Origin of the sequence: Flavobacterium sp. W21_SRS_FM3, from assembly GCF_052113625.1 — a bacterium.
In the GTDB taxonomy this organism is placed as follows: domain Bacteria; phylum Bacteroidota; class Bacteroidia; order Flavobacteriales; family Flavobacteriaceae; genus Flavobacterium.
Genome location: NZ_JBGQOD010000001.1, coordinates 220181 through 247003, shown reverse-complemented (window position 1 = coordinate 247003; position 26823 = coordinate 220181). Strand labels below are relative to the sequence as shown.

Genomic DNA, 26823 nt, shown 5'->3' with positions numbered 1-26823 from the left:
TACAATGAAAATAGTTATCAAAATTTTATTCACAATTTTTATTAACAATTGAACTAAAATTTTTATACTTTTCAGCTACAAATATTTAGCATGACAGAACAGGATTTATTTTACTTATTAGCCCTGCAAAGGGTAGAAGGAGTTGGCGACATCATGGCCAAGAAGTTATTGACACATTGTGGTAGCGCAGCAGCTGTTTTTAGTGCTTCATCAAAGCAGTTGACTGCTATAGATGGCGTAGGTTCCTTATTACTAAAAAATCTAAAAGACCAAACGGTTTTTGATAAAGCAAATAAAGAACTGGATTTTATTAAAAGTAATAACATCAATGTTGCCTATTTTCAAGATGATCAGTATCCAGAGCGTTTAAAACATTGTTTTGATGGTCCGTTGTTGTTATTTAGTTCAGGTACTATCAACTTACAAAATCGTAAAGTGATTAGTATTGTGGGAACGCGACAAATTACTTCTTACGGAACAGAATTTTGCCGAAAATTAATTGAAGATTTGGCTCCGCTGGATCCCATCATTGTCAGCGGATTCGCTTATGGTGTGGATATCGTGGCACATCAGCTGGCTATGGAATATAATTTACAAACTATTGGAGTAGTGGCGCATGGTTTGAACCAAATCTACCCCAAAACCCATAAAAAATATGTTGCAAAAGTAGAAGAAAATGGCGGTTTCATGACCGAGTTTTGGAGTTCCTCGAATCCCGACAAGGAAAATTTTGTTCGTCGAAACCGAATCGTAGCGGGAATGTCTGAAGCAACAATTGTGATTGAATCAGCTGATAGAGGTGGTTCCCTAATTACGGCAAATATGGCCAATGATTACAATCGCGATGTTTTTGCAGTTCCGGGACGCGTAACCGACAAATATAGTCAGGGCTGTAACAACCTAATAAAAACCCAAAAAGCAAATGTGCTTACTAGCGCCGCTGATTTGGTTTACATACTGAATTGGGATATTCAAAAAGAAACTAAACCTGTACAGAAACAACTGTTTGTCACACTCGATGATGATGAACAAAAAGTATATGATTATTTACTAAAAACCGGAAAAGAATTAATGGATATTATCGCCTTGCGTTGTGATTTTCCTATCTACAGAATTTCAGGATTATTGTTGAATATGGAATTGAAAGGCGTGGTCAGGCCTTTGCCAGGGAAATTGTTTGAGGCGATATAAACTGAAGTAAATAAACCGCAGATTCGCAGATTTTTAATTTTTTTAATTTTGCGAATCTGTGGTTTAATTTTTTTTACTTAGATAACTCTATAGAATCTCAGTATTGTTGTTGAATATGGAGTTGAAAGGCATAGTACGGCCTTTGCTAAGGAAATTGTTGAAGCGATATAAACTGAAGTCAGTAAACTGCAGATTCACAGATTTTTAATTTTTTTGATTTAGTGAATCTATGGTTTAATTTTTTTACTTAGATAACTCTACAGAATCTCATGAATGTTGTTGAATATGGAATTGAAAGGCGAAGTACGGTCTTTGCCAGGGAAATTGTTTGAGGCGATATAAACTGAAGTAAATAAACCGCAGATTCGCAGATTTTTAATTTTTTTTAAATCTGCGAATCTGTGGTTAATTTTTTTAACTAGATAACTTAACTTCACATCCTAATTCGTCCCTCTATTGCTGGTTTGCAACTAGTACCGACTTACTTTTTAGCACTAAATATAGCGTTTAAAACAAAACCCCTTTCTATTCGAAAATAAAAAGGGGTTTGTTTAATTGTTTCTTAATGGATTTAAAGCACTTCAAAACCTAGTTTTTCTCTCACTCTTGACAACACGCCATTGGCAACTGTCGAAGCTTTGTTAGCGCCTATATTAAGTAAAGCATCTACTTCGGGAAGGTTGTTCATATAGTAGTTGTATTTTTCTCTTTCAGTTTTGAAGGTTTCGCATATCAGTTCAAATAAAGCTTGTTTGGCGTGACCATAACCATAGTTTCCACCTTCATAATTAGCGCGCATTGCCGCAAGTTGTTCGGCATTGGCTAACAAAGAATAAATAGCAAAAGCATTACAAGTATCTGGGTTTTTCGGGTCTTCCAGTGGGGTGCTGTCAGTTTCAATACTCATCACTTGCTTGCGCAATGCTTTGTCATCAAGGAAAATATTGATAATATTATTCGCAGATTTACTCATTTTACCACCATTTGTTCCAGGAATCAACATGCTGTCTTCTTGAATTTTGGCCTCGGGTAAAACAAATGTTTCTCCCATTTGATGGTTGAAACGAGAAGCCACATCACGAGTGATTTCAAGATGTTGTAGCTGGTCTTTCCCTACAGGTACAAATTCTGCATCATACAATAAAATATCAGCAGCCATTAACATAGGGTAGGAGAATAATCCTGCGTTTACATCATCTAGTCTGTCTGATTTGTCCTTAAAAGAATGCGCTAAAGTCAAACGCTGGAACGGAAAAAAACAACTCAAGTACCATGATAATTCTGCTGTTTGTGGCACGTCAGATTGTCTATAAAAAACTACTTTGTTAACATCCAGCCCACAAGCTAACCATGCTGCAGCAGTACTGTAAGTATTGGCTCTTAATGTTTCTCCATTTTTTATTTGGGTAATCGAATGCAAGTCGGCTATAAATAAAAATGATTCGTTTTTAGGATCATTCGATAATTCAATTGCTGGAATAATTGCTCCCAGTAAGTTTCCTAGATGTGGTGTTCCTGTGCTTTGAACGCCAGTAAGTATTTTTGCCATTATATTTTTTTTCTGATTCGCAAAGTTCGCATAGTTTATTTATCTACCACAAAGTTCGCCCCGTTTTTTTTCAAAGTTTTTAAAGATAATTGTTTTAGGTGATATGCTGTTTAAAAATTGAGCAGCAGATATCGTTATTTTAAAATTATTCGTTGTATACTCACTTTTACAATTGCCTAAATTTGATTGTTTTTAACAATTGTATCGTAGGAATTCCTATTTTTGAACTCATGAAAGGAATTAAAATAATATTTTGGACATTATGGCGCATTTGGTTTTATGTATTAATGGCTATCCCCATTTTAATTATGTTTCCCTTTTTGCTAATTTCTATTAGTACTGATAAAGGCTATCCTTATTTCTTCAAAATGGCTCGTATCTGGGCTAAGTTTATTCTGTTTGGAATGGGCTTTTATTACAAGGTTGATAAAGAGCAACATGTAGTTTCAAATAAGAGTTATATGATTGTGGCTAATCATACTTCTATGGCTGATATCATGTTAATGCTGGCAGTTATAAAAAATCCGTTTGTATTTGTGGGCAAGCAAGAATTAGCTAAGATTCCCTTATTTGGATTTTTCTATAAGCGTACTTGTATTTTAGTTGATAGAGGCTGTTCCAAAAGTAGAAGGGATGTTTTCATACAGGCTCAAAATAGGTTAAATCGTGGGTTTAGTGTTTGCATCTTTCCAGAAGGCGGAGTTCCAGATGATGAGTCTATTGTATTGGATACTTTTAAAGACGGAGCATTTCGATTAGCAATTGAGCACCAAATCCCTATTGTTCCTATCACTTTTGCAGATAATAAAAAGCGACTTTCTTACACCTTTTTTAGTGGAAGTCCAGGAGTAATGCGTGTAAATATTGGTCGTGAAATCCCCACCTTAGGCAAAACTCCGATGGATAGAAAAAACATAAGAGAAGAGGTGCGAACAGTTATATTGAGTCGGTTAAATCAATATAATTCGTGCATTAATTTAGAACTGGAAACTAACTCCCGAATAGAGTCCGATAAATAACGGCTGAAAATTATTATCCTCCTTAGAAAAGGTGTCGAACTGGTATTTCAACATCGGTTCAAAATTGAATTGAAAGGATTTCATAAACTGGTACTTAAAACCCACTCCAAAATTAGAACTTATATGTACTTTGTTCAAATTGCTCGCCTCACCTAAGGCTATATTCGATTGTGAAGAAACTACTGAAATTTTGTTTTCATCAAGCAATAAAGTACTAAAACCACCAATTAGACTAATCCCCACTTTTTTATCTAAAAGTGCGTACGAAATCTCTAAAGGCAATTCATAATACCCCATTTTTTGATTGATATTTCCTAATTCATTAAGCTGGATGTCTTTTTCTGAACTGGTTAAGGAGTTGTATACAGATGAGGTTCTAACTTCTATCGCACTAGCAGAGTGGTATTCAATATTAGCTAAGCTATTAGAAGCAAATCCAGGGGAATAATAGACGTCATTAGTGTTATAACCCATTTCTAGTTTATTAATCCCTGTACGAAGCGTAATTTTATTATTGATAGCATAATGCACACCTATGCCCAAACTAATATTCTTATCTGCCGTTTTATCATTATCAGATAATTTACTGTCTATAGGTGAGCCGCCTGAATTAGGATTCAGGTAAATAGGCGCAATACTAGTGGTTATTTGCCATTTTTTTGCAGAAACCGCTGCAACAGTAGGCTCGTCTTTATTTTTGTTTTTTAAAATTTCTTCTAGTTCATTACTATTCTTCAATGTTTTTTCAGCATTAACTTTAGAATCATTAGCAGCAATTTCTTCTACTTGCTTAGTAGTATATTCATAGTTTTTAGTAACGGTTGTGGCACTATTACTAGCGGCAACACTATTGGTGGAGTGTGAGCCATCCTCTTTTTTAATAATTGTATCTGGATTTAGACTGCTAAGCTGACCGGCCGTTGCTGGGTTTAACGGTGAATTATTTTTTGCGATATAAATTGTAGAATTAGTTTGATTCTTCGTCTGTTGACTTTGCTTTTTGGCAGCAACAATTGTTGTATTTTCTTTTTCATTTTGTGTACTGTTTATGGGATTTGTAGTTCCAGTTTGTATCTTTTGTTTAAAGATTAACTGGTCTTCTTGTAGTTTCTTTTTTGAGGAAGGAGCATCAGGATTTTTCGAATCAAAAACAATGATTTCTTTATTTCCTGCAGGATTGCTGTCAATATTGTTAAGCATTAATATACCTACAACTAAAGCTGCAGCAATCCCTGAATAGCGAAACCATAACGGGACAATCCTTCTTTTTTTCTTATCCTTTTTTAATTCGGCTGCGATGTTAAGCCAAACCTTTTCATTTGGAAGTGTTTCAAAATCCTTTAATTGCTCTTGAAACAAACGGTCTATATTTTTTTTCTCTTTCATTTTGCCGATGATTCTAGCTTTATTTCTATTCGGTTTTCAATTTTTTCTTTTAATATAAGGCGCGCTCTATGTAGATTAGATTTTGTCGTTCCTGTTGATATTGAAAGCATTTCACTGATATCTTTATGGGAGTAGCCGTCTAATACATACAGGTTAAATACAATGCGGTATTGATCAGGGAGTTCTTGAATGATGTGCAACAAATAATCTAATGATACCTCCTCCTCATCAATTTCAACTTCAACCTCCGGTATGGTGTCGTTTAGAACCTCCATGAACCGTACTCCTTTAAATTTTTGAAGGGCGTTGTTGATCATAATTCTTTTGGCCCAACCTTCAAAAGAACCTTTGCCACTGTATTGTTCTATTTTTCGAAAAATAATCAGAAATCCATCTTGCAAATTGTCTTGTGCATCAGCATAATTGCTAGAATATTGTAAACAAACACCAAAGAACTTTTTAGAGAACAAATGGTACAATTGTTCCTGAGCTTTGGGCTTATTTTTTTTACATTCATTAATTAGCTGATCTAATACCACAGAATTTATTTTTTAGTCAACAACTGGAATTTCAACATCTTCAAATATATCTTTACCATCAGTGTCTGTTCCTTTATAAAATTTAAAAATATAGGAACCCGTACTGGTAACATTAAAATTAAATTTAGTTTCTGACAAGGCAGGAACTTCTTGTGTACAGATTTGATCATCATTAACAGATGCCTGAACAGCTATGGTTCTTGTATTTAAATTTTTACTAAAATAAATTCCTTCGAAAACATAACAGGCAGTAGGTTTCTGATATTTTAAAGTAATTTCATAGGTCTGACCTAATTTAAAATTTGCGGGAACAACATAGCTTTCCACAGGAAGAACATGATAACTATAGGAGTCAGAGTTTTTATCATCTAAACTGCAAGACGTTAGTAAGCCGAGCATGGCAAAAAGTACTATAAATTTTTTCATTGTTTTAGAATGTTTAGGTTACTAATTTATTTTTTGAATTCTTTAATAAAGAGTATCCTAACTGAAAAAGGTTGCGTATAAAATTAACTTTTTTATCGTTTCTGTCTGATGATTATAGATTTTCATTTAAATAGTGAATTGTGAAAAGATTGATTCCAAAAAAAAAGTGCCCAAATACTGGATTTGGACACTAATAATATAGAGTTTTAAACTACTAGCTATCTGCTAATTCTTTAATTCTTTCTTTGATTTTAACTTCAAGTTCGTCAGCTAATTCTGGATTGTCTTTGATTAACGATTTTACCGCATCACGACCTTGACCTAATTTGGTCTCACCATAACTAAACCATGATCCTGCTTTTTTGATAATTTCAAATTCAACAGCCAAGTCTAAAATTTCTCCCGTTTTAGAAACACCTTCACCGTACATGATATCAAATTCAGCTACTTTAAATGGTGGAGCTACTTTGTTTTTTACGATTTTAACCTTAGTTCTGTTACCAATAACATTATCTCCGTCTTTAATTTGTGTAGAACGACGAATGTCTAAACGTACAGAAGCATAAAATTTAAGGGCATTACCTCCAGTTGTTGTTTCTGGATTCCCAAACATAACACCAATTTTCTCTCTCAACTGGTTAATAAAGAAAACAGTACAATTAGTTTTACTAATCGTTCCGGTTAATTTTCTCAATGCTTGTGACATTAAACGTGCATGAAGTCCCATTTTAGAATCTCCCATTTCACCTTCAATTTCACTCTTTGGAGTTAAAGCTGCTACCGAGTCAATTACTACAATGTCTATTGCTCCTGAACGAATCAAGTTTTCAGCGATTTCTAAAGCTTGTTCCCCGTTGTCAGGTTGAGAAATGATTAGGTTTTCAATATCTACTCCTAATTTTTCAGCGTAGTTTCTATCAAAAGCGTGTTCAGCATCAATAAAAGCAGCAATTCCACCTGCTTTTTGCGCTTCGGCAATTGCATGTAATGTCAACGTAGTCTTTCCAGATGATTCTGGACCATAAATTTCGATAATTCTTCCTTTTGGGTATCCATTCACACCTAATGCTAAATCGATTCCTAAAGACCCCGAAGAAATACTTTCTACTTCAACGATGGCTTTATCGCCCATTTTCATTACTGTTCCTTTACCGTATGTTTTGTCTAATTTATCTAGCGTAAGTTGTAACGCTTTTAATTTGGCTTCTTTTTCTGTACTCATCTTCTCTTTTACCTTTTCTTTCATTTGTATTGTTTATCTCTGTATGAAATTAGCAGTGGATTTTTCCTGAAATTTCAGTTATTCAAATTCATATTCGCGTAAAAATACTTCTTTTTTTGATTTAAATTTTTTGTTTAAAAAATATTTAACTTCTAAAAAACAAGATCATTACATGAACAATGCTTTTAGCTCAGTAGCATCTTCTGGTTTTATTTTTCCTGCCAATAGTAAACTCAATTGTTTGCGTCGTAATGCAGCGTCAAAACGTTGTTTTTCAAGTTCAGTTTCAGGAACAATTTGGGGTACTTCAACAGGTCTTCCAGTATCATCTACAGCTACAAAAGTGTAAATAGCCTCGTTAGCCTTGGTTTTATTACCGGATTCTCTATCTTCTACCCAAATATCAATGTAAATTTCCATAGAACTTTTAAAAGAACGGGAAACCTTGGCTTCAACCGTAACTACACTTCCTAATGGAATGGCTCTATTGAAAGCCACATGATTTACTGAGGCAGTTACTACAATTCTTCTCGAATGTCTTCTTGCTGCAATACTTGCTGCACGATCCATACGAGCTAATAACTCCCCACCAAAAAGATTATTCAGAGGGTTTGTTTCGCTTGGTAAAACCAAATCGGTTAGGGTAGTTAAAGATTCTGAAGGATTTTTTGGTGTCATGTTTTTATATAAATGTAAATATTATTTTTTATTGCTCTAATTTAACCAATACACTGCCATAACAGCGGGAATAAAATAGATAACAATGGTTCTGGCTCCGTCATAGTCTTTGGCTAGACGTTGACCAAATAGCAGCATTATTAAAGTGATACACGAAAAAACAGCTCCGTAAAAACCAAATAATCGGCCATTATTAATTAACAATTCAATGCAACCAACAACGCATAAAATACCTGAGATTAATTCTAAAATCAAGATGTTTAGTAAGGCTAATGGAACATGATTTTTTAATTGTGTTTTTGCAAAATGTCCTTTTAACCAGTCCACATTATCTTTCCAGTAGAAAAGTTTATCGTAACCAGACTGAATGAAGGAAACGGCCAAAAAAGCCAAAATTAAAATAGAGGCAACGTTGTTCATAATTATTATTTTTTATGGATTAGACGGGTGAGTTTAATAGATAAATCTGTCAAAATAATCTTTGCATTACCATTGCGTTCTACATGATACATGGCATCAGATAGTTCGTTGAATATATCGTGAATATTGTTTCCATTAACAAAGGGAGCAAAATTCTCTAATTTGAATTTCTCTACTTTGGGTTCAAAATAGACTAAATTCTTCGTTTCATAATTTATCAATAAAGCTTGTCGGAACATTTCTATACAAAATTGAAGAAACTTCTTTTGAGTCTCTCTTCCCAAGCCAGCTATTTTTTCACTCCAAACTATCAAGTCTTGAATAGCTGCGGCATTTCCTTTTGCTTTAAAAGCAGCTCTAACCCAAGTCACAAACCATTGTTCAAAGGGGTGTTCCTCATCATCAGCATGCAATAAATGCAAGGCAATATTAAAATTTCCCTGAGCTTGATGTGCAATTTTTGCAGCAATCTTTGGATCGGCATTTTCACGCTCCACTAAGGCTTCTGCAATTATAGGTTCGCTTAGTCCATTAAAATGTAAAATTTGACAACGTGATCTTATAGTTTGAATGATGTCTTCTTCATTTTCTGAAATTAAAATAAAAACCGTTTTCTCTGGTGGCTCTTCTAGTAATTTCAATAGTTTATTAGAAGCAGCGATATTTAATTTATCAGCCATCCACACGATCATAAACTTGTATCCTCCTTCGTAGGCTTTTAAAGATAATGATTTTAAAATTTCTTGTGCATCATCAACTCTTATTTCCCCTTGCTTGTTTTGAACTCCTAATATTGCGTACCAGTCAAACAAGCCACCATAGGGATTTTGAGTTATAAATTGTCTCCAATCTGTAATGAAATCAATGCTTTTTGGACTTTTCTTTACTGCATCTGTGGTCACCGTAGGGTAAGCAAAATGCAAATCAGGGTGGGATATTTTTTGAAATTTTAGATTACAAGATTCGTTTGCACCATTGTTTTCTCCATTTTGATTGCTACATAAAATGTATTGAGCATACGCAATGGCCATAGCCAAAGTACCACTTCCTTCGGGACCAACAAACAACTGTGCATGCGGAATTCGACCAGAATCAGCACTTTTTGTCAGATGATTTTTAATATGTTCTTGCCCTAAAATTTCAGAAAATTGCATAAAGCAAAGATAGTAGAAAATGGGTTAGTCAAAAATTTTAAGGAGCAAAGTTTCTTAAAATCCGGAAGTAAAAAACAGTTACCAAACACAAGGTTTTATATATTGGAGTTTGATGTGGGTTTGCTATTGAAATTGGATTGCTACACACAATTTATTTTTATTATTAATTTACAACGATTTCGTTATCTAAAAGCAATTTTTTTTGATTTTTTCAGATTTATTACTGATTTAAAACCACTATATTTGTTACTCTTTCAATAAAAAATAAACTAAAAATAGACCTAATGAAGACTTTAAGCAACTTTGATTTTAAAAATAAAAAAGCAATTATACGTGTTGATTTTAATGTCCCTTTGGATGAAAATTTTAACGTAACCGACGCTACGCGTATTGAAGCAGCAAAACCAACTATTGATGCAATTTTAGCACAAGGAGGAAGTGTAATTTTAATGTCACATTTAGGACGTCCTAAAGGAGTTGAAGAAAAATATTCATTAAAACATATTTTAAAAACAGCATCTGACATTCTTGGAGTTCCTGTTCAATTCGCTTCTGATTGTATTGGTGACGAAGCTAAGAATGCTGCGGCTAATTTAAAACCAGGAGCAGTCTTATTATTAGAAAACTTACGTTTCCATGCAGAAGAGGAATCAGGAGATGTTGCTTTTGCAAAAGAATTAGCTTCACTAGGAGATATTTTTGTAAACGATGCTTTTGGTACTGCACATAGAGCGCATGCTTCAACAACAATTATTGCCCAGTTTTTTCCAACTGAAAAATGTTTTGGATTGCTATTGGCTAAAGAAATAGAAAGTTTAAATAAAGTTTTAAAAAACAGTGAGAAACCTGTTACAGCTGTTCTTGGTGGATCTAAAGTTTCTTCTAAAATCACCGTTATTGAGAACATTCTTGATAAAGTGGATCACATGATTATCGGTGGAGGTATGACATTTACATTTGTTAAAGCCTTAGGAGGAAAAATTGGAGATTCTATTTGTGAAGATGACAAGCAAGAACTGGCTTTGGAAATTTTGAGATTGGCCAAAGAAAAAGGAGTTCAAATTCATATTCCAGTTGACGTTATAGCTGCTGATGATTTTTCGAACACAGCCAATACCCAAGTTGTTGATGTGAAAGAAATCCCTGATGGATGGCAAGGTCTTGATGCAGGTCCAAAATCATTAGAGAATTTCAAAAAAGTAATTATGGACTCTAAAACCATTCTTTGGAACGGTCCACTAGGTGTATTTGAAATGGAAAGTTTTGCTAAAGGAACGATTGCTTTAGGGAATTTTATTGCCGAATCAACTGCAAATGGAGCTTTTTCTCTTGTAGGTGGGGGTGATTCAGTTGCTGCAGTGAAACAATTTGGTCTAGAAGATAAAATGAGTTATGTATCTACCGGAGGTGGTGCTATGCTTGAAATGTTAGAAGGAAAAGTGCTTCCTGGTATCGCTGCGATACTAGATTAAAGGTCGTATTTTAACAGTATTTATTTAATTTTTTAGTTTTAACATATTATGTTTGCAAAAGAATGATTTTGTAATCATTTAGAATTAAGTATGTTGACAAAAAAATTGCATGAATTTAAAAAACGCCACCTTATCATTTTTATTATTAGTTTCGATTCCTTTGTTTTCACAAGAAATTGTAGAAAACAAAGGAATTGTTAATTTAGAAACAAACCTTTCTTACCTGGATTCCATAAAACAAACCTTTGTTAAGGACAAAATGGCACTTTGTATTGATAGTTTGTGGATGAAAGAACTTACCAATCTTGACTTGTACCACGATATGGCTAGTGATGTGGAGAATATCAATATGGATGAACAAGTTGATTACGACTTGTCTACACCCTTGTTGAAATCCAGATTAGCCGCCATGAATGCTAAATCGCCTTTTAGAATAGAGTACAATCAAAGTTTAGAAAATGTCATTAAATCGTATCTGAAATACCGAAAAAATTCTTTTGGTAAATTGATGGCCCTATCTGAATACTATTTTCCTATTTTCGAAGAAGCCTTCGCTAAGAAAAATGTACCATTAGAAATCAAATACCTCGCTATTGTTGAGTCGGCATTGAATCCTAAAGCAGTCTCAAGGATGGGCGCTACTGGACTTTGGCAATTTATGTATCGCACCGGGAAACAGTACAATCTAAAAATTGATTCCTTTATTGATGAACGTAGCGACCCTTTAAAAGCCACAGAAGCGGCAGCCCAATACATGGCAAACATGTATAAAATCTTTGGAGATTGGGAACTTGTTTTGGCGTCATACAATTCCGGTCCCGGGAATGTTTCTAAAGCAATCCGTAGATCAGGAGGTCAGCAAAATTATTGGAATATTAGAAAAAAGTTACCCAAAGAAACACAAGGTTATGTCCCGGCTTTTTTAGCGACTATGTATTTGTATGAATACCATAATGAGCATGGTATCAAACCTGATCGTGCTATCATGCAGCAATTTGCCACTGATACTGTTATGGTGAAAAAACAAATGTCTTTTAAACAAATTGCTGATTTGCTCGATATGCCTGTGGCACAATTGCAAGCCTTGAATCCGTCCTATAAATTAAATGTGATTCCATATTATGATGATGAAAATCATTACTTGAGATTGCCAAAGGCAAAAACTGCAGTTTTTGTTTCTAATGAAAATAAAATTTATGCTTATTTGCAACATGAGATAGACATAAAAGAACATCCCTACGGCAGCAGATCTGCTATAGCGTCAAATGCAGCTTCTACTAAAAATACTACTAGAACCGTACGCACCCGAACTAAATATTATAAAATTAGACGAGGGGATAATTTAGGCGCCATTGCTAATAAATACAAAGTATCTGTAGCAAACTTAAAACGATGGAATAGACTAAGAAGCAACAACATTGCTTATGGAAAAAGTCTAAAAATTATCTCCACCGAAGTGATAATTAAAACAGTTCCCAAAAAGAAACCAGCAGCATTTGCAGTGCTAAAAAAGTCTACCAAAGAAGCTATAAAAGGCATCAAAATTAAAGATGAGGTGGTGCTTATCGCAAAGGATACTTTAAAATCTTCGAACAATAAATCAGCTTTTTATGTGGTACAAAAAGGAGATAATCTAATTGCTATTGCCAAAGCAAATCAAATTACGGTAGCGCAATTAAAATCTTGGAATAATTTAAAACGCAATACAATTCAGCTTGGAGAAACCTTGCAAATTGCAGCAAATAGTGAAAAACCCTTGGCGGATGTTGCTGTGGTATCTGAATTGGTGAATATCAAATATGTTGTTCAAAAAGGCGATAATTTAGGAAGCATTGCTAAGAAATTTGGAAGCTCAATTGCTGAATTGAAAAAGTGGAATAACTTAGATCAATCTACAATTACTGCTGGAAAAAATCTAATAGTAGCCAAAAATGAAGTGGCTATAAGCACTAATAAGGCTTCCGCTAGTACCTTTAAAAAGAATGACGATACAACAAGCTTGTCTCAACAAGACGCACATGATTATTATGTAAAAAAAGGAGACTCGTTATATAGTATCGCTAAAAAATATCCTGGAGTTTCTATTTCGGATATTAAAAAATGGAATGATATTAGCGGTGAAGATATTAAACCTGGAATGAAACTGAAAATTAACGGATAATACCATAATCTTCTATACATTTGGGTTATCATTACCATTTAAATTATAATGAATAAAATTCCTTTTTTAGCGCTTCTTATTTCGATCCTTTTATTTTCCTGTAAAAAAGAGGAAACCGCTGTGCTTAAAAAAACATCAGGAAAAATCAATAATATCTCTGTAATTATAGACGACCAGTTATGGAATGGCGAAGTCGGGGATAGTATTAGAAATAAATTTGCTTCGGCTGTTATAGGGTTACCTCAAGAAGAACCTTTATTTACCATCAATCAGTATCCAGTAAAATTAATGGAAGGTTTTATGATGGATAGCCGTGCTATTATTTTAATTAAAAAAGATACCAAAGACCATTTCGAAATAAAGAAAAATAGTTACGCGACACCTCAAAATGTGTTTTGCATCTCTGGAAAAACGGTGGCATCAATATTAAATAGTATTGAGAAGCATGCACCAAGAATGATTCAAATAATACGTCAGGCCGAAATTAACGAAAGTCAAAGTATTAATGAGAAGTCTTTGTTGAACCCTAAAATTCTGGCTAAAAAATTTCAAATATCTATCAAGGTACCTTTTAGCTACCAGTTCATGGTACAAGACACTACTTTTGTTTGGCTGAAAAAGGAAATTGTTAGTGGGAATACAAGTTTATTAATTTATCAAGTTCCATTAAACACTGTAAAAAGAGATAAGAATTTAGTTTCGAATATTATCAAACTGCGTGATTCGATAGGAACTTTGTATGTTCATGGAAAAGAGGCAAACACCGATATGATTACAGAAGAGGCTTACGCCCCTTATTTTTTCAAAATAAAATTAGACGGTAAAGAAGCTTATGAAATGAAAGGAACCTGGGAACTGAAAAATGATTTTATGTCGGGGCCTTTTATTAATTATGCTATAGTCGATAAAAAGAACAATAGGTTGTTGATTTTAGAAGGTTTCTGTTATTCTCCATCAAAAGAAAAAAGAGATTTAATGCTAGAATTAGAAGCTATAATTAAATCGGTTGCTATTCTTGAAAATTAATTTATCCAAATTCAATATTCCATTTTAAAATAATATTACTTCTATGACAATACAATGGCAAATAAAGCCTTTTGAGGCACTTTCAGTACACGAGTTATACGATTTACTCAAACTTAGAAGTGAGATCTTTGTAGTGGAGCAAAACTGCGTTTATTTAGATCTAGATGGTAAGGATAAAATAGCACTACATCTCTTTGGAACATTTGAAGGTAAGGTTGTGGCGCACGCCAGACTTTTTAAACCCGGAATTAGTTTTGATAATGCCTCAATAGGTAGGGTAGTAGTAGATGCTAATTATCGTGATAGAAAGTGGGGTCATGATTTAATGCGTGAAGCGATTGCAGGAATTGCATATCATTACAACGTCAAGGAGATAACTATTGGAGCTCAATTGTATTTGAAAAAATTCTATGAAAGCCACGGCTTTGTGCAAAGTAGCGAGATGTATTTAGAAGATGATATTCCGCATATTGATATGATAAAAGAATAATTACAGTTTAGTAATTAAGAACTCCACTCTACGATCAAATTTATCCCCTTTATTCAAGGGGAATTTGTTTCCACAGCCTTTATAGGACATTCTAAGACTGTTAATGTTTTTTGACATTAAATACATGAAAACGGTCTTCGCTCTATTGACGGATAGTTTTCGTTCATTGGTACCTCTATCGATAGCGTCATTAAATTGTGTGGGAGTGCAACAAACATGACCTCTAATTTCAAATTCGATATTTCTTCTTTTGTCTAATAAATCAGCGATTTTATCAAGTTCATTTTTAGATTCATAAGTGAGTTTACTACTTCCAAGGTCAAATAATACGTTTTCAAAATAAATACGATCTCCTACTTCATGATGATCTTGGAAAGAATTATAAATTCCTTTACCAAAACTATTCTTCCTAACAATAAGTAAATCCACTCTGCGGTTTTTAGAGCGTATTTCGGCTAAATTTGCTAATAAATCATCGGTAAGGAGAACCCGTCCTTTGCCTTCTATGATGACTATTTTATTTTTATTGAATCCATTTGAAGTGAGTACTTTTTGGACTGTATGTACTCTGTCTTCAGATAGTTTATAATTGTAATCATTATTCCCTCTATCATCACAATAGCCGTAAATTTGAATCGATTCTATTAAAGTGGTGTCGGCTTGAATGATGAAATCTACTATTGTTTGTTCCTGATCAGGATAAAGGTTGTATTTGTCAAATTCAAAATACACGGTTTCTACTTTTTGTTCCTGAGCGCTAAGGATACAAAAACAGACACTGAACAGTATTGTTAAATAGTTCCTCATTAATTTTTTAGAATCGTATTGTATTCATTAACATTATTTAAAAGGCTAACCGACTTAGTGATTGCAGAATTGTTTTTTAGATAATACTGATACAAACCTTCTTGGTACTGGTAGCGTTTAATAATTTCGTCGACCATAAGGTTCTTAACTTCGGCCTGATTTTTATCTAATAAAGTTTCTTCGCTTTTTTGCAATGCATTCAATAACTGCTGGTATTCATTACTGATTGTTTCGTCTATTTTTTCTTTTTTGGCTACAGCCAAAGTATTTTTAAGCGCCAGTTCTGTTTCTGTATCAAAAGAGTACTTTTCGGCTTTTAAAAATTGTTTGAAATCAGCGTAATCAGCTTGGGTAATTGTTGGTATTTTATCACCTAAACCTGGATTTTTATAATAGTAGCGGGTCACATAGTTAAAAATGCCATCATTTCGTAGTAAGGCGTTAGTAATGGGACTGGTATTCGTTTCTGGAAGTTGAATGTCTGGTAAGATACCGCCGCCGTCATACACGGTTCTACCTTTACGAGTTTTAAACGCATTGTAGTTTTTCTCTTGTGTTCTTATGGCAAGTCCGTTTTTATCTTTATGGGCATAATCTAGCGCTTGAATGCAACGACCTGATGGGGTGTAATAACGCGAAATAGTGACTTTTAATTGGGTACTGTACGTTAGATCTATCGGTTTTTGAACAAGTCCTTTACCGTAACTTCGACTTCCTACTACAACGGCGCGATCTAAGTCTTGTAATGCTCCAGACACAATTTCTGATGCTGAGGCGCTTCTTCCATTTACTATAATCACTAATGGAATCTGAGTGTCTACGGCCTCGTATATAGTTTTGTAGGTGTTGTTGTGTTTATCAATTTTAGATTTGGTCGTAACGATCACTTCATTCTTTGGTACAAATAAATTGCAAATATTAACTGCTTCATTAAGTAAACCCCCAGGATTGTCTCTTAAATCAAGTACAATGCGTTCAGCTCCCTGTCTCTTTAATTCTTCTAAAGCCTCTTTGGTTTCGTTAGCCGCTTTTTTATTAAAGTGAGTTAAAGCGATATATCCTGTCTTTTCATCAATTTTTGCAAAGAAAGGAACGGATTTGATTTCGACTTCATCCAAAACAATTTGTGTTATACTGCTTTTGTTCTGACGAATGAATTTAATGTCAATTTTAGTGTTTTTTGCCCCTTTTAATAGTTGTGACGCATCTTCTTTAAAATCCGCTAGCGGAACATCGCCTATTTGAATTATTTCATCGCCGGGTTTAAGACCTGCCTTATCTGCCGGAAAATTTTTATAAACCTCTCTAATGATTAATTTCTCTTCCTTTCGAGTAATTACAGCACCAATTCCGGTGTATTCACCTGTGTTATTTATTTTGAATTTAAGAACATCCTGTTCATTAAAATAAACAGTATAAGGATCTAAACTAGCCAGCATACCCTTGATGGCTTTGTCCATAAGTTCGCCAGGATTCGTCTCGTCTACATAATTAGTGTTCAGTTCCTTGAATAAGGTGGTGAAGATCTCAATCTGTTTTGCTATTTCAAAAAAGTCATTTTTGAAGCTAACACCAACAAATAAGAATGCTGAAGCAACAATAGGGATGATAATTTTCTTTTTAAAAATAGTGTTCATGTTTATTTTTTTCTAAAATATTAATGGCCACCAAAATAAGAATAATTAGCTTATAATAAAAACCTGCCTTTGTACCGAAAATCGTTGATCAGATGAGGAGACAATTTACTCTTTTTCTAATAGAGGATTTACTGAAACAGTGGGTTCAGGTTTAATCTGATTGATAAACTTCTCAAACAATTGAATGGTTTTAGTATTGATTTCTTCATAGCTTAAACGTTCCTTAGTCTGATAAAAAAACATAAAAGCGTAAGGTTTGTCTAAATGATCAACAAGTAGGTGTTTGTTGAGGCGGTAGGTTTCTCTTAATATTCTCTTGAAACGGTTTCTGTCCACCGCCTTTTTAAAATGTTTCTTAGAAACAGAGACCCCCATTTTTATTTTTTCATCCGAATCTAAAGCTGTGGGGCAGTAAACTAATCGCAATGGGTATTTTGACACTGATTTCCCTTCTGAAAACAGCAAACCTATAGTGATTTTACTTTTTAGCTTTTCGTTTTTTGGATAAGTTAAATTCATTTTGTATTTTAAAGGAGCAGATTTTTAATAGCAACAAAGGTACAATTAAACCCCAAACCTATTATTGTTTAGGAATTAAATAGCGCTAAAAATATATTTATTACTTTTACGGCTAATTTTTTAAGCATGCAAAAACTGATTTCGTATCCAATATCTGTAGTTTATTACCTTCTTTTTGGACTTACATTAATACTATTTCACCCCATTCAATGGGTTTGTTTTAATGTATTTGGTTATCAAGCTCATAAAAAAAGCGTTGATTATTTAAACTTCTTTTTGTTAAAATGTACGAACCTTGTGGGTACAACCTATAAATTTGATGGAATTGATCGGATTCCAAAAGGGGTACCAATAATTTTTGTGTGCAACCATCAAAGCATGTACGACATCATTGCTATGATTTGGTTTTTGAGACGCTTTCATTGTAAATTTGTTAGTAAGAAAGAGTTGGGTTCTGGAATTCCCAGTGTTTCTTACAATTTGACTCATGGAGGATCTGTTTTAATTGACCGTAAAGACCCTAAACAAGCCATTCCTGCGATTAAAGGATTGTCTGAATACATTCAAAAATTCAATAGGGCTGCAGTAATTTTTCCAGAAGGTACCCGAAGCAAAACGGGACATCCAAAACCATTTGCTCAAAGTGGTTTGAAGATTTTATGTAAGTATGCACCATCGGCCTATGTGGTTCCAGTGAGCATTAACAACTCTTGGAAAATGGTTAAATTTGGTTTTTTCCCTGTAGGTTTAGGAAATCGTCTTACCTTTGCAATACATAACCCTTTAAAAGTAAGCGAATTTAATTTTGAAGAGATAATAGAAAAGGCTGAAACTGCCGTAGTAAAAGGAATAAAAATTTAAAATATATACAATGTCTATAAAAAACATTCGATTAGAAGTAATGCAGTTTTTGGAAAAAAACGTGGACAGCTTCGTTGATCAATACCTTATACCTGTTGAGAAAATTTGGCAGCCATCCGATTTTTTACCTAATTCTGAAGGAGATAATTTCTTTGAAGAAGTAAAAGAATTACGTGAAATCGCTAAAGATTTACCATACGATTTTTGGGTTACCCTTGTAGGAGATACAATTACTGAGGAGGCTTTGCCTACTTATGAATCATGGTTGATGGATGTAGAAGGAATTGATAACGTAGAGAGAAATGGTTGGTCTAAATGGATCAGACAGTGGACTGGAGAAGAAAATCGTCACGGTGACATGCTAAATAAATACTTGTATTTGTCTGGGCGTGTAAACATGCGTGAAATCGAAATTACAACCCAACATTTAATTAATGACGGTTTTGATATTGGTACTGGAACTGATCCTTATAAAAACTTTGTTTACACTAGTTTTCAAGAGTTAGCGACTTATGTTTCTCACAACAGAGTAGCACAAATGGCTAAGAAATATGGTGATAACAAATTATCAAAAATGTGTAAAATGATTGCTGGTGATGAAATGCGCCACCACCATGCGTACAGCGAATTTGTGAACCGTATCTTCCAAGTAGATCCAAGCGAAATGATGCTTGCTTTTCAATACATGATGAAGCAAAAAATTGTAATGCCTGCACATTTCTTGAGAGAATCTGGACAAAAAATAAGTTCTGCTTTTGAACAATTTTCTGATTCAGCACAACGTATAGGTGTTTATACAGCTAACGATTATGTTGATATTATGCAAAAATTGATTGACAAATGGGAAATTGATAAAATTGTAGGTTTGACAGATGAGGCTGAAAAAGCACGTGACTATCTGATGAAATTACCAGGAAGAATGGCGAGAATCTCTGAGAGAATTGTAATCCCTCAAGAATCTCATATCTTTAAATGGGTGGAACCAGCAAGACTATAACAGTACAATGTGATTTAATAAAGCGTTTGAAATAAATGCTAATTATAAATAAATAAATGTTGATTTTTGAGTTGAAAAGCTTTGAAAATCAACATTTTTTTTAATACTCATAAACAATGCATACTACAGATATCATAAGTAAAACCATTGCCTTTGTAAAGGAAAAACTTCAAAATGCCGAAGGTGGCCATGACTGGTTTCACATAGAGAGAGTTTATAAAAATAGTGTTTTAATAGCTCGTGATGAGCAATGTGATTTAACGGTTGTTAAACTGGGTGCATTATTGCATGATATTGCGGATAGTAAATTTCATGAAGGTGACGAAACTGTAGGGCCTAGAACTGCAAGAGCATTTTTAGAAAAAGAAGCTGTAGCTGCAGAGACAATCGACCAAGTGATTAAAATTATTGAAAACATCTCTTTTAAAGGGGGGAATTTTGAAAAGAACTTCTCGTCTATAGAATTAGATATTGTTCAAGATGCAGACCGTTTAGACGCTATAGGAGCGATTGGAATTGCGCGAACGTTCAATTATGGCGGATTTAAAAATAGAGCGCTATACGACCCTAATATTGCACCTAACACCAAGATGTCTAAAGAAGAATATAAAAACAATGATGCTCCTACACTCAATCATTTTTATGAAAAGCTTTTACTCTTAAAAGATAAAATGAATACCGCTTCTGGTAAAGCAATCGCTGCCGAAAGACATCGTTACATGGAAGGATTTCTGGCTCAGTTTTACGCCGAATGGGATGGGGAGAAGTAAGCTATGGGGTTCAGGTTTTAAGTCTTTACAATTGCAGTATACTTAAAGCCTGAATATTAGTACTATCTAAATAATACCTTTCTCTTTCATTTCGATTATCACATCAGAGGCACTCTTAAAAGTAGGTGCTTGCTCGATAATGGTTCCCACTCTTTTTTTATTCAGTTTGAAAGTGAGGTCGTTTTCTGTGGTGAACAATAATGCCGTTAAAAATGGATTGTTCATATAAGGCAATAGTATTGCGTATGCCTCTTCTAGAGTATGAAAACTTTCTATTTCTTCTGTTTTATAACGTGCTATAATGGATAAAGTATATCCACCTTCTTCTAGTAGGACAGGTCTGATATACATGTTTTTCAGTTCAGTGTCACCTATGGTCTTCGCCAATGTTAATTTGGCATAAGTACCGTTTTGGATACTTTGTTTTACACTTTCCCAAAAAAGGGCAAATACTGGCTCGTATGACATTTTTATATTTTTTATTATGTTATTTCGCAAATAAGAGGTAGATGATCACTTAGTTTCAACCATTTATTTTTATTTCCTATTTCTATTGATTTAACGTTAGATGAAAATTCATTACTTCCAAAAATATAATCAATATGGTAAGGTTTTTCAATTTTTCTATTAAGAAAAAAAGTAGGTTGGCTTTCTTTTCCTTGTTCTTCATCCCAGTATTTATGATAAAAACTTTCAATGCCAATGCCATTCAATTCTTTTAAAACATCAGAATGATTCCACCACCTATCCCAGTTATCCCAAATTTTATTACTATTTAAATCACCTAAAATTATGCATTTATTTAACTTGTTCTTGTTCAATTGTAGGTATTTCCATAACTGACCAATATAGCCAAAAGTTGGAGAGTTATTGCTGTGAGTCCATACAGCTAATAAATTAAATTCTCTATTTATTAAACATGGCAGGAAGTGTTTTACTGTATGGTCTTTATAATAATTGGTCCAGTCCAATTTTATTATTTCAACTTCAACTTTTGCAAAAACGCCAATTCCTTTATTTTTGTTATCTCCAATCCACAGATGATTTTTTGCCCATGCGATATAACCTTTATGATTTGACTTTGCAGGATCTTCGCATTCTTGAATCACGTAAATATCCGCCTGAAAGTTGATGAGCTCTTCAAATTTATTTCTTAATGCGCCACTGCAGTTCCAAGTTATAACTTTCAAATGATTATTTTATAAATTATTCTCCTGGGAAAACGGCTTTTCTTTTTTCTAAAAAAGCAGTAGTTCCTTCTTTAAAATCTTCGGTACCAAAACATTTTCCGAACGATTTTATTTCAGTATCAAAACCATTTTCTCCTTCTTTAAAATTAGCATTGACTGCATTAATAGCCATACTGATCGCTACAGGCGAGTTTTTCATGATTTTTTGAGCAATTCCATTACAAAACTCGATTAGTTCCGCTTGGGGAACAACGTGGTTTACTAAGCCTGTTCTATAAGCCTCTTCAGCAGTGACCATTCCGGCTGTCATAATCATTTCCATAGCACGACCTTTACCTATCAACTGTGGCAAACGTTGTGTTCCTCCATAACCTGGAATAACTCCAAGAGAAACTTCGGGTAAGCCCATTTTTGCATTATCTGAAGCTACTCTAATATGACAAGCCATCGCCAACTCTAAACCTCCACCTAATGCAAAACCGTTAACGGCTGCAATAACAGGAGTTTTTAAATTTTCGACAAAATTAAATAAGGAATCTTGTCCATGAGCTGCTAGTTGCACACCTTCTTCTACTGAGAAATTCGAGAACTCAGCGATATCCGCACCTGCAACAAATGCTTTTTCGCCACTTCCTGTTAATAGTACAACTCGGGTATGTTTGTCTTTTGCTACAGCTTCAAAGGCTGAATGCAATTCTTCAATTGTCGCTTTGTTCAAAGCATTTAACTTTGTTGGGCGATTGATAGTAATTGTAGTCACACTATTTTCAGCAGTAATTAGGATATTTTCGTAATTCATCATCTTAATTTAGGAGTTAATTATAGGAAGCGAAACAGTAAATTTTGTCCCTTTTCCAAATTCAGTTTCAAAGGTAATTGTTCCTTTATAATTTTCAATAATATTTTTAATGATCCCTAATCCCAGTCCCATTCCACTATTTTTTGTGGTAAACTTAGGTTCAAAGATACGGTTTATGTCTTCAGGTCTAATCCCTACACCATTATCTTCTACAGAAATAAGGACATTGTTCTCCTGTTTTTTAACGGTAACAGCCACTCTTTTATTTTCTTGCTCTGGTATCGACTGAATCGCATTTTTAACCAAGTTAGTAATAATTCGGATTAGTTGTGTTCGGTCAATTTTTGAAATTATTTCGGGTGATTCACTTTCAAAAACAATGTGTTCTTCATTAAAAATATCTAAGGTTAATTCCACCACTTCAACCACATTCAAGGTCTCGTTTTGCTGTGCTGGCATCGAAGCAAAATTAGAAAACGCAGAGGCCACCGCATTCATCGTATCAATTTGCTGAATCAATGTTTCTGAGTAATCATTCATCTTTTGCTTGATGTCTTCATCATTGGGATTGAATTTTCGTTGAAAACTTTGCACGGTCAAACGCATAGGTGTCAAGGGATTTTTAATCTCATGTGCAACTTGTTTTGCCATTTCGCGCCAAGCTTCTTCTCGTTCACTCTGGGCTAATTTTACAGCACTAATCTCGAGTTCGTCCACCATTCTGTTATAAGCAGCTATCAACAAATTAATTTCTTTGCTACTGGCTTCTAATACGATTTTCTTGTTTTTCTGATTAAAACTTGTTTCGTTGATTCTATCAGAAATCGTTTTTAAAGACTTGGTAATATAGGAAGATAAAAAGTAGGCTATTGCAAAAGCAACAATTAACATGAACGAATAAACCTGACCTAAACGAATCAAGAAATTATTTAATTCCTTATCATAAAACCCATCATCTTCAAGATAGGGAAGGTTTAATACGCCCAGCGGTTTGAATTTATCATCTTTAATCTGGGTGAAAGAAGACCGGTTTTTTACCCCATTAATGGTTTTAATATCTACGTAGCGTTTCTCAATAGAAGAGCGCACTAGTTTTAAAATGTACTTTGGGATCGGGGGAGATACCTTATCAACCGAAAAGGATTCTTTGGACGATTTTAAAAGTTTACCCTCTAAGCTATATATATTAATTTCAATGTTGTGAATGTGGGCTAACTCGTGAATCTTATCTTTAAAAATTAAATCTAAATTCTCAGTCGTTAAAGGATAAGTAGTAGTAGAAAGCACATAGTTGATGTGCTCTTTTACCGCATTTTCCTTGCGTTCTAAGCGTTCTTGATGGTATTCTTTTGCTTCAGTTTTGAACTGAATAATAGAAATAGAGGCAAGTAAAACTGAGGCTAGAATTATCAGCACGATCATCGATAGGAAAATTCGAATTCGCAGTGATAGCATTGATAATTTAAAACCTTTTAGCATAGTTTAGGATTGATTTCTTTCTCTAATTCTTTTATAAAATTTAAAGCCTAACATAATTAACACCGAAAATAAAATAATCCCAATGACACCATAAATCCAGTTAAAAGCATTCTTTAAAACCACTAAAAAAACCACTGAAAATAAAATTATAGTAGCACCTTCGTTCCACAGTCGCATAAAGTTGGTACTGTATTTTACTTCATTGTTTTGCAACTGCTTAAATATTTGGTGGCATTTAGCATGGTATATGTACAGCACAAATACGAAGCCAAGTTTCACATGCATCCAAGGCATTTTTAACCAAGCGTTTCCTAAGTCAGTAAAAAACAGCATCCAAAAAGCAAAAATACTCGCTAATACTGCCGATGGCCAAGTAATAATGTACCATAATCGATAGGTCATTATTTTGTATTGTTTTTGCAAAATTTCTTTCTCTGGCGAAGGTTTAGCCGCCGCTTCAATTTGATATACAAACAAACGAACAATGTAAAATAAACCTGCAAACCATGTAATTACAAAGATGAGGTGCAATGATTTGAGGTAATTATAGTATTCCATCTGTATTTTTTGTCAATTTAGTGTTCATTTCTTTTTTTAAAAAATATCCCGTTATTAAAGTGGATAAAACATCCGCTATGGGAAACGATACCCAAACTCCAAAAATACCGAAAAAATTTGGGAGAATCAGTACTAGTGGAATTAAGAAGAATCCTTGTTTACTTAAGGTTAAAAACAAAGCTTTCTTGGCTTTACCAGCTGCCTGGAAATAAGCAGCTCCTATTAATTGTATGGCAATAATAGGAGAAGCTGCAAAAACCCATCTCAGTGCATTTGGTGTTTCTGCAATTACTTTAGCATCAGTGGTAAAAACAGCAACAATGGGCTGTGCAAAAAGGAGTATGAACACAAATATAATTGCGGCTAAAAGTGCTGCGTACTTAATAGATATTTGTATGGTTTCTTTTACTCTTGCATAATTGTTGGCGCCATAATTATAACCCGCTATAGGAATGAAACCTTGAGTAATTCCCAATACTGGGAATAAAGCAAACATCAACATTCGACTGATGATTCCATAAACGGCGATGGAATGTTCTCCACCATATGTATATAAAGTATGATTCAAAATAATAGCCAGAATACTCACAACACCTTGTCTTGAAAAGGTAACAAAACTGAGTTCTGTTATTTCTTTTACAATGGGAAAGTTAAATTTAAAATGCTTTGATTGTAATTTCAGTTCGCTTTTATACCTAAAAAACCACAATACAAAAACAAAGCACATAAAATAGGAAATAGAGGTAGCCAAAGCAGCGCCTAACATTCCAAGATTCATCATTTTGATAAAAACAATATCCAAAATGATGTTCACAAAGGCAGGGATAATCATCGCATACATGGCAAATTTCGCTTTTCCTTCGGCACGTATTATATTGTTTCCCATCATGCACAGTGCTAAGAAAGGAACCGATAAAATAATGGGAAAAAAGAATTCTGTCGCGGGTTGTACTATCGCGCCTTTGGCTCCAAAGAGTGCGAGCATCTGATCGCTAAAAAACATTCCGAGTAAAACAAATACTGATGCCATAAAGAAGGTCATCATTATTTGATTAGCAAAAGTTAACAAAGCTTTTTCTTTGTTGTTAGCACCTAATGCTCTGGAAAGTACAGAACCACCACCCACACCTATAGCCATTCCTAATGAAGAAATGAAAAAAGTGATAGGAAGTACAACAGTTACTGCAGCTATTGCTAAAGACCCAATCCATTGTCCAACAAATATGGTGTCAATTAAAATATTAACGGACATGAATAAAATTCCCACCGATGCTGGAACTGCTTGTTTAATCAAGAGTTTCTTAATGTCTTGAGTCCCTAACTCTTCTGCACTAACTGCCATTTAATATGCTAACTTAGGAGAAATTGCCCAATTGTTAATCCAGTTACTCACTGTTCCACACCATCCATCACTGTCATTTAAACATGGAATAGCTAAGAATTCTTCACCACCGTGCGCTTTGAACTCGTGATTTGCTTCCATCGCTATTTCTTCTAATGTTTCAAGACAGTCAGATACAAATGCTGGAGTTACTACGGCTAGTTTTTTGATCCCTTTTTCAGGCATTTTATTTATTTCAACATCCGTGTAAGGCGTTAACCATTTGTCACCTGCTAAACGAGATTGGAATGTTTGACTGTATTTTCCTTCTGGAATGCCTAGTAACTTTACCACTTGCTTTGTTGTTTCGTAGCATTGGTGACGGTAACAAAATTCATGTGCCGGAGAAGGCGTATTACAGCATGAACCATCAATTTTACAATGTGATTTAGTTACATCTGTTTTACGAATGTGACGTTCTGGAATCCCGTGGTAAGAAAATAATAAATGATCATAATCAAATCCTTCTAAATGTCCTTTGATAGAATCGGCAAGATTTTTTAAATAATCGGGTTTGTTATAAAATGCAGGAACCGAGGCAAATTTCATTTCTGGGAAATGTTTTTTGCGCAATTCTTCAGCTAGAACTAGGATAGTTGTAGTAGAAGCCATGGCATGCTGCGGATATAATGGAAAAAGCAACACCTCAGTAACGCCTTTGTCTCTCAATTCTTGTAAACCTGCAAGAATCGAAGGATTCCCATAACGCATTGCTAGAGCTACTGGTACTTCTACCTGTTGTTTTACTTTTTGATGCATTCTTTTAGATATTACAACTAATGGAGAACCTTCGTCCCACCAAATTTTTGCGTAAGCAGCAGCTGATTTTTTAGGTCTAGTTTGTAAAATGATACCACGCACGAGTAATGCTCTCAATAAAAACGGGACATCTATCACGTATTTATCCATTAAAAATTCGTCTAAATACGGTTTAACATCTTTGGGAGTAGGGCTCTCAGGAGATCCAAGGTTTACTAATAATACGCCTTTCATTGTGTGATTTTTTGTTTGTAAAAGTACTTAATCATACTTTTTTATGAATTGAGATTAACTATTTTTTATTTATTGTTGAATATATAAAATCAATCTGAA

At 34.1% G+C, this 26823-nt stretch carries 27 protein-coding genes; 9 read left to right on the top strand and 18 right to left on the bottom strand.

Annotation, left to right across the window (positions count from 1 at the left end; all coding sequences use genetic code 11):
* Positions 1-90: 90 nt before the first annotated feature.
* Positions 91-1191, top strand: a complete 1101-nt coding sequence (gene dprA / locus ACEN2K_RS01105) for a DNA-processing protein DprA (protein ID WP_441757464.1) — start codon at positions 91-93, stop codon at positions 1189-1191.
* A gap of 571 nt (positions 1192-1762) precedes the next feature.
* Here dprA and trpS read toward each other — a convergent pair.
* Positions 1763-2740, bottom strand: coding sequence for a tryptophan--tRNA ligase (gene trpS / locus ACEN2K_RS01100; RefSeq protein WP_441757463.1), 978 nt, complete (start codon positions 2738-2740; stop codon positions 1763-1765).
* A gap of 230 nt (positions 2741-2970) precedes the next feature.
* On the opposite strand from trpS, the gene ACEN2K_RS01095 reads away from it, so the two are divergent.
* Positions 2971-3759, top strand: a complete 789-nt coding sequence (locus tag ACEN2K_RS01095) for a lysophospholipid acyltransferase family protein (protein ID WP_441757937.1) — start codon at positions 2971-2973, stop codon at positions 3757-3759.
* Here the strand turns inward: ACEN2K_RS01095 and ACEN2K_RS01090 are convergent.
* From ACEN2K_RS01090 to ACEN2K_RS01060, 7 genes are all read right to left on the bottom strand, one after another.
* Positions 3718-5145 (bottom strand): hypothetical protein, encoded by a 1428-nt coding sequence (locus tag ACEN2K_RS01090; RefSeq protein ID WP_441757462.1) that lies wholly within the window; start codon positions 5143-5145, stop codon positions 3718-3720. The genes ACEN2K_RS01095 and ACEN2K_RS01090 overlap by 42 nt on opposite strands.
* Entirely contained in the window at positions 5142-5684 is a 543-nt protein-coding gene (locus ACEN2K_RS01085) for an RNA polymerase sigma factor (RefSeq protein ID WP_441757461.1), read from the bottom strand. Before ACEN2K_RS01085 ends, ACEN2K_RS01090 begins: the two co-directional genes overlap by 4 nt.
* A 12-nt stretch (positions 5685-5696) precedes the next feature.
* A complete protein-coding gene (locus ACEN2K_RS01080; protein ID WP_441757460.1) occupies positions 5697-6110 on the bottom strand; it encodes a hypothetical protein in 414 nt (137 codons plus the stop codon).
* Between the two features lie 214 nt (positions 6111-6324).
* Positions 6325-7332 carry a recombinase RecA gene (recA, locus tag ACEN2K_RS01075; RefSeq protein WP_441757936.1) on the bottom strand — a complete coding sequence of 336 codons (1008 nt, stop codon included), beginning with the start codon at positions 7330-7332 and terminating at the stop codon, positions 6325-6327.
* A gap of 168 nt (positions 7333-7500) precedes the next feature.
* Complete coding sequence (locus tag ACEN2K_RS01070; protein WP_441757459.1) at positions 7501-8010, bottom strand: acyl-CoA thioesterase; 510 nt, start codon at positions 8008-8010, stop codon at positions 7501-7503.
* A gap of 36 nt (positions 8011-8046) precedes the next feature.
* A complete protein-coding gene (locus ACEN2K_RS01065; RefSeq protein WP_441757458.1) occupies positions 8047-8430 on the bottom strand; it encodes a DoxX family protein in 384 nt (127 codons plus the stop codon).
* Between the two features lie 5 nt (positions 8431-8435).
* A complete protein-coding gene (locus tag ACEN2K_RS01060) occupies positions 8436-9584 on the bottom strand; it encodes a DNA polymerase III subunit (RefSeq protein ID WP_441757457.1) in 1149 nt (382 codons plus the stop codon).
* A gap of 284 nt (positions 9585-9868) precedes the next feature.
* Between ACEN2K_RS01060 and ACEN2K_RS01055 the strand changes: the two genes are divergently transcribed.
* From ACEN2K_RS01055 to ACEN2K_RS01040, 4 genes are all read left to right on the top strand, one after another.
* A complete protein-coding gene (locus tag ACEN2K_RS01055) occupies positions 9869-11056 on the top strand; it encodes a phosphoglycerate kinase (protein WP_441757456.1) in 1188 nt (395 codons plus the stop codon).
* Positions 11057-11165: 109 nt separating this feature from the next.
* Positions 11166-13217, top strand: coding sequence for a LysM peptidoglycan-binding domain-containing protein (locus ACEN2K_RS01050; RefSeq protein ID WP_441757455.1), 2052 nt, complete (start codon positions 11166-11168; stop codon positions 13215-13217).
* 48 nt (positions 13218-13265) lie between these two features.
* Positions 13266-14243, top strand: coding sequence for a DUF4837 family protein (locus tag ACEN2K_RS01045; protein ID WP_441757454.1), 978 nt, complete (start codon positions 13266-13268; stop codon positions 14241-14243).
* Between the two features lie 43 nt (positions 14244-14286).
* Positions 14287-14733 carry a GNAT family N-acetyltransferase gene (locus tag ACEN2K_RS01040; RefSeq protein ID WP_441757453.1) on the top strand — a complete coding sequence of 149 codons (447 nt, stop codon included), beginning with the start codon at positions 14287-14289 and terminating at the stop codon, positions 14731-14733.
* On the opposite strand, the gene ACEN2K_RS01035 is transcribed toward ACEN2K_RS01040, so the two are convergent.
* The 3 genes from ACEN2K_RS01035 to rnpA all read right to left on the bottom strand — a co-directional run bounded on the left by ACEN2K_RS01035 (position 14734) and on the right by rnpA (position 17696).
* The gene (locus ACEN2K_RS01035) at positions 14734-15540 is read right to left on the bottom strand and encodes an OmpA family protein (protein ID WP_441757452.1); all 807 of its coding nucleotides are present in this window, start codon (positions 15538-15540) and stop codon (positions 14734-14736) included.
* Positions 15540-17177, bottom strand: coding sequence for a S41 family peptidase (locus ACEN2K_RS01030; protein ID WP_441757451.1), 1638 nt, complete (start codon positions 17175-17177; stop codon positions 15540-15542). The genes ACEN2K_RS01035 and ACEN2K_RS01030 overlap by 1 nt, the downstream gene beginning before the upstream one ends.
* Before the next feature lie 105 nt (positions 17178-17282).
* Positions 17283-17696 (bottom strand): ribonuclease P protein component, encoded by a 414-nt coding sequence (rnpA, locus tag ACEN2K_RS01025; RefSeq protein WP_441757450.1) that lies wholly within the window; start codon positions 17694-17696, stop codon positions 17283-17285.
* A gap of 126 nt (positions 17697-17822) precedes the next feature.
* Here rnpA and ACEN2K_RS01020 point away from each other — a divergent pair, with 126 nt between their 5' ends.
* From ACEN2K_RS01020 to ACEN2K_RS01010, 3 genes are all read left to right on the top strand, one after another.
* The gene (locus tag ACEN2K_RS01020) at positions 17823-18557 is read left to right on the top strand and encodes a lysophospholipid acyltransferase family protein (RefSeq protein WP_441757449.1); all 735 of its coding nucleotides are present in this window, start codon (positions 17823-17825) and stop codon (positions 18555-18557) included.
* Between the two features lie 10 nt (positions 18558-18567).
* On the top strand, positions 18568-19554 hold the full coding sequence (locus ACEN2K_RS01015) for an acyl-ACP desaturase (RefSeq protein WP_441757448.1): 987 nt from the start codon (positions 18568-18570) through the stop codon (positions 19552-19554).
* A gap of 116 nt (positions 19555-19670) precedes the next feature.
* Positions 19671-20324 (top strand): HD domain-containing protein, encoded by a 654-nt coding sequence (locus tag ACEN2K_RS01010; protein WP_441757447.1) that lies wholly within the window; start codon positions 19671-19673, stop codon positions 20322-20324.
* A 66-nt stretch (positions 20325-20390) separates the two neighbouring features.
* Here the strand turns inward: ACEN2K_RS01010 and ACEN2K_RS01005 are convergent, their stop codons facing one another.
* Genes ACEN2K_RS01005 through hemH form a run of 7 tightly spaced genes read right to left on the bottom strand, consistent with a single transcriptional unit; the run spans position 20391 to position 26724 of the window.
* Positions 20391-20792, bottom strand: coding sequence for a hypothetical protein (locus ACEN2K_RS01005; RefSeq protein ID WP_441757446.1), 402 nt, complete (start codon positions 20790-20792; stop codon positions 20391-20393).
* A gap of 14 nt (positions 20793-20806) precedes the next feature.
* The gene (locus tag ACEN2K_RS01000) at positions 20807-21514 is read right to left on the bottom strand and encodes an endonuclease/exonuclease/phosphatase family protein (protein ID WP_441757445.1); all 708 of its coding nucleotides are present in this window, start codon (positions 21512-21514) and stop codon (positions 20807-20809) included.
* A gap of 16 nt (positions 21515-21530) precedes the next feature.
* Complete coding sequence (locus ACEN2K_RS00995) at positions 21531-22313, bottom strand: enoyl-CoA hydratase/isomerase family protein (RefSeq protein ID WP_441757935.1); 783 nt, start codon at positions 22311-22313, stop codon at positions 21531-21533.
* 9 nt (positions 22314-22322) lie between these two features.
* The gene (locus ACEN2K_RS00990; protein WP_441757444.1) at positions 22323-23792 is read right to left on the bottom strand and encodes a sensor histidine kinase; all 1470 of its coding nucleotides are present in this window, start codon (positions 23790-23792) and stop codon (positions 22323-22325) included.
* Positions 23793-23795: 3 nt separating this feature from the next.
* Positions 23796-24350 carry a CopD family protein gene (locus ACEN2K_RS00985; RefSeq protein WP_441757443.1) on the bottom strand — a complete coding sequence of 185 codons (555 nt, stop codon included), beginning with the start codon at positions 24348-24350 and terminating at the stop codon, positions 23796-23798.
* Positions 24337-25692 (bottom strand): MATE family efflux transporter, encoded by a 1356-nt coding sequence (locus ACEN2K_RS00980; protein WP_441757442.1) that lies wholly within the window; start codon positions 25690-25692, stop codon positions 24337-24339. Before ACEN2K_RS00980 ends, ACEN2K_RS00985 begins: the two co-directional genes overlap by 14 nt.
* Positions 25693-26724 (bottom strand): ferrochelatase, encoded by a 1032-nt coding sequence (gene hemH / locus ACEN2K_RS00975; RefSeq protein ID WP_441757441.1) that lies wholly within the window; start codon positions 26722-26724, stop codon positions 25693-25695.
* Positions 26725-26823 lie beyond the last annotated feature (99 nt).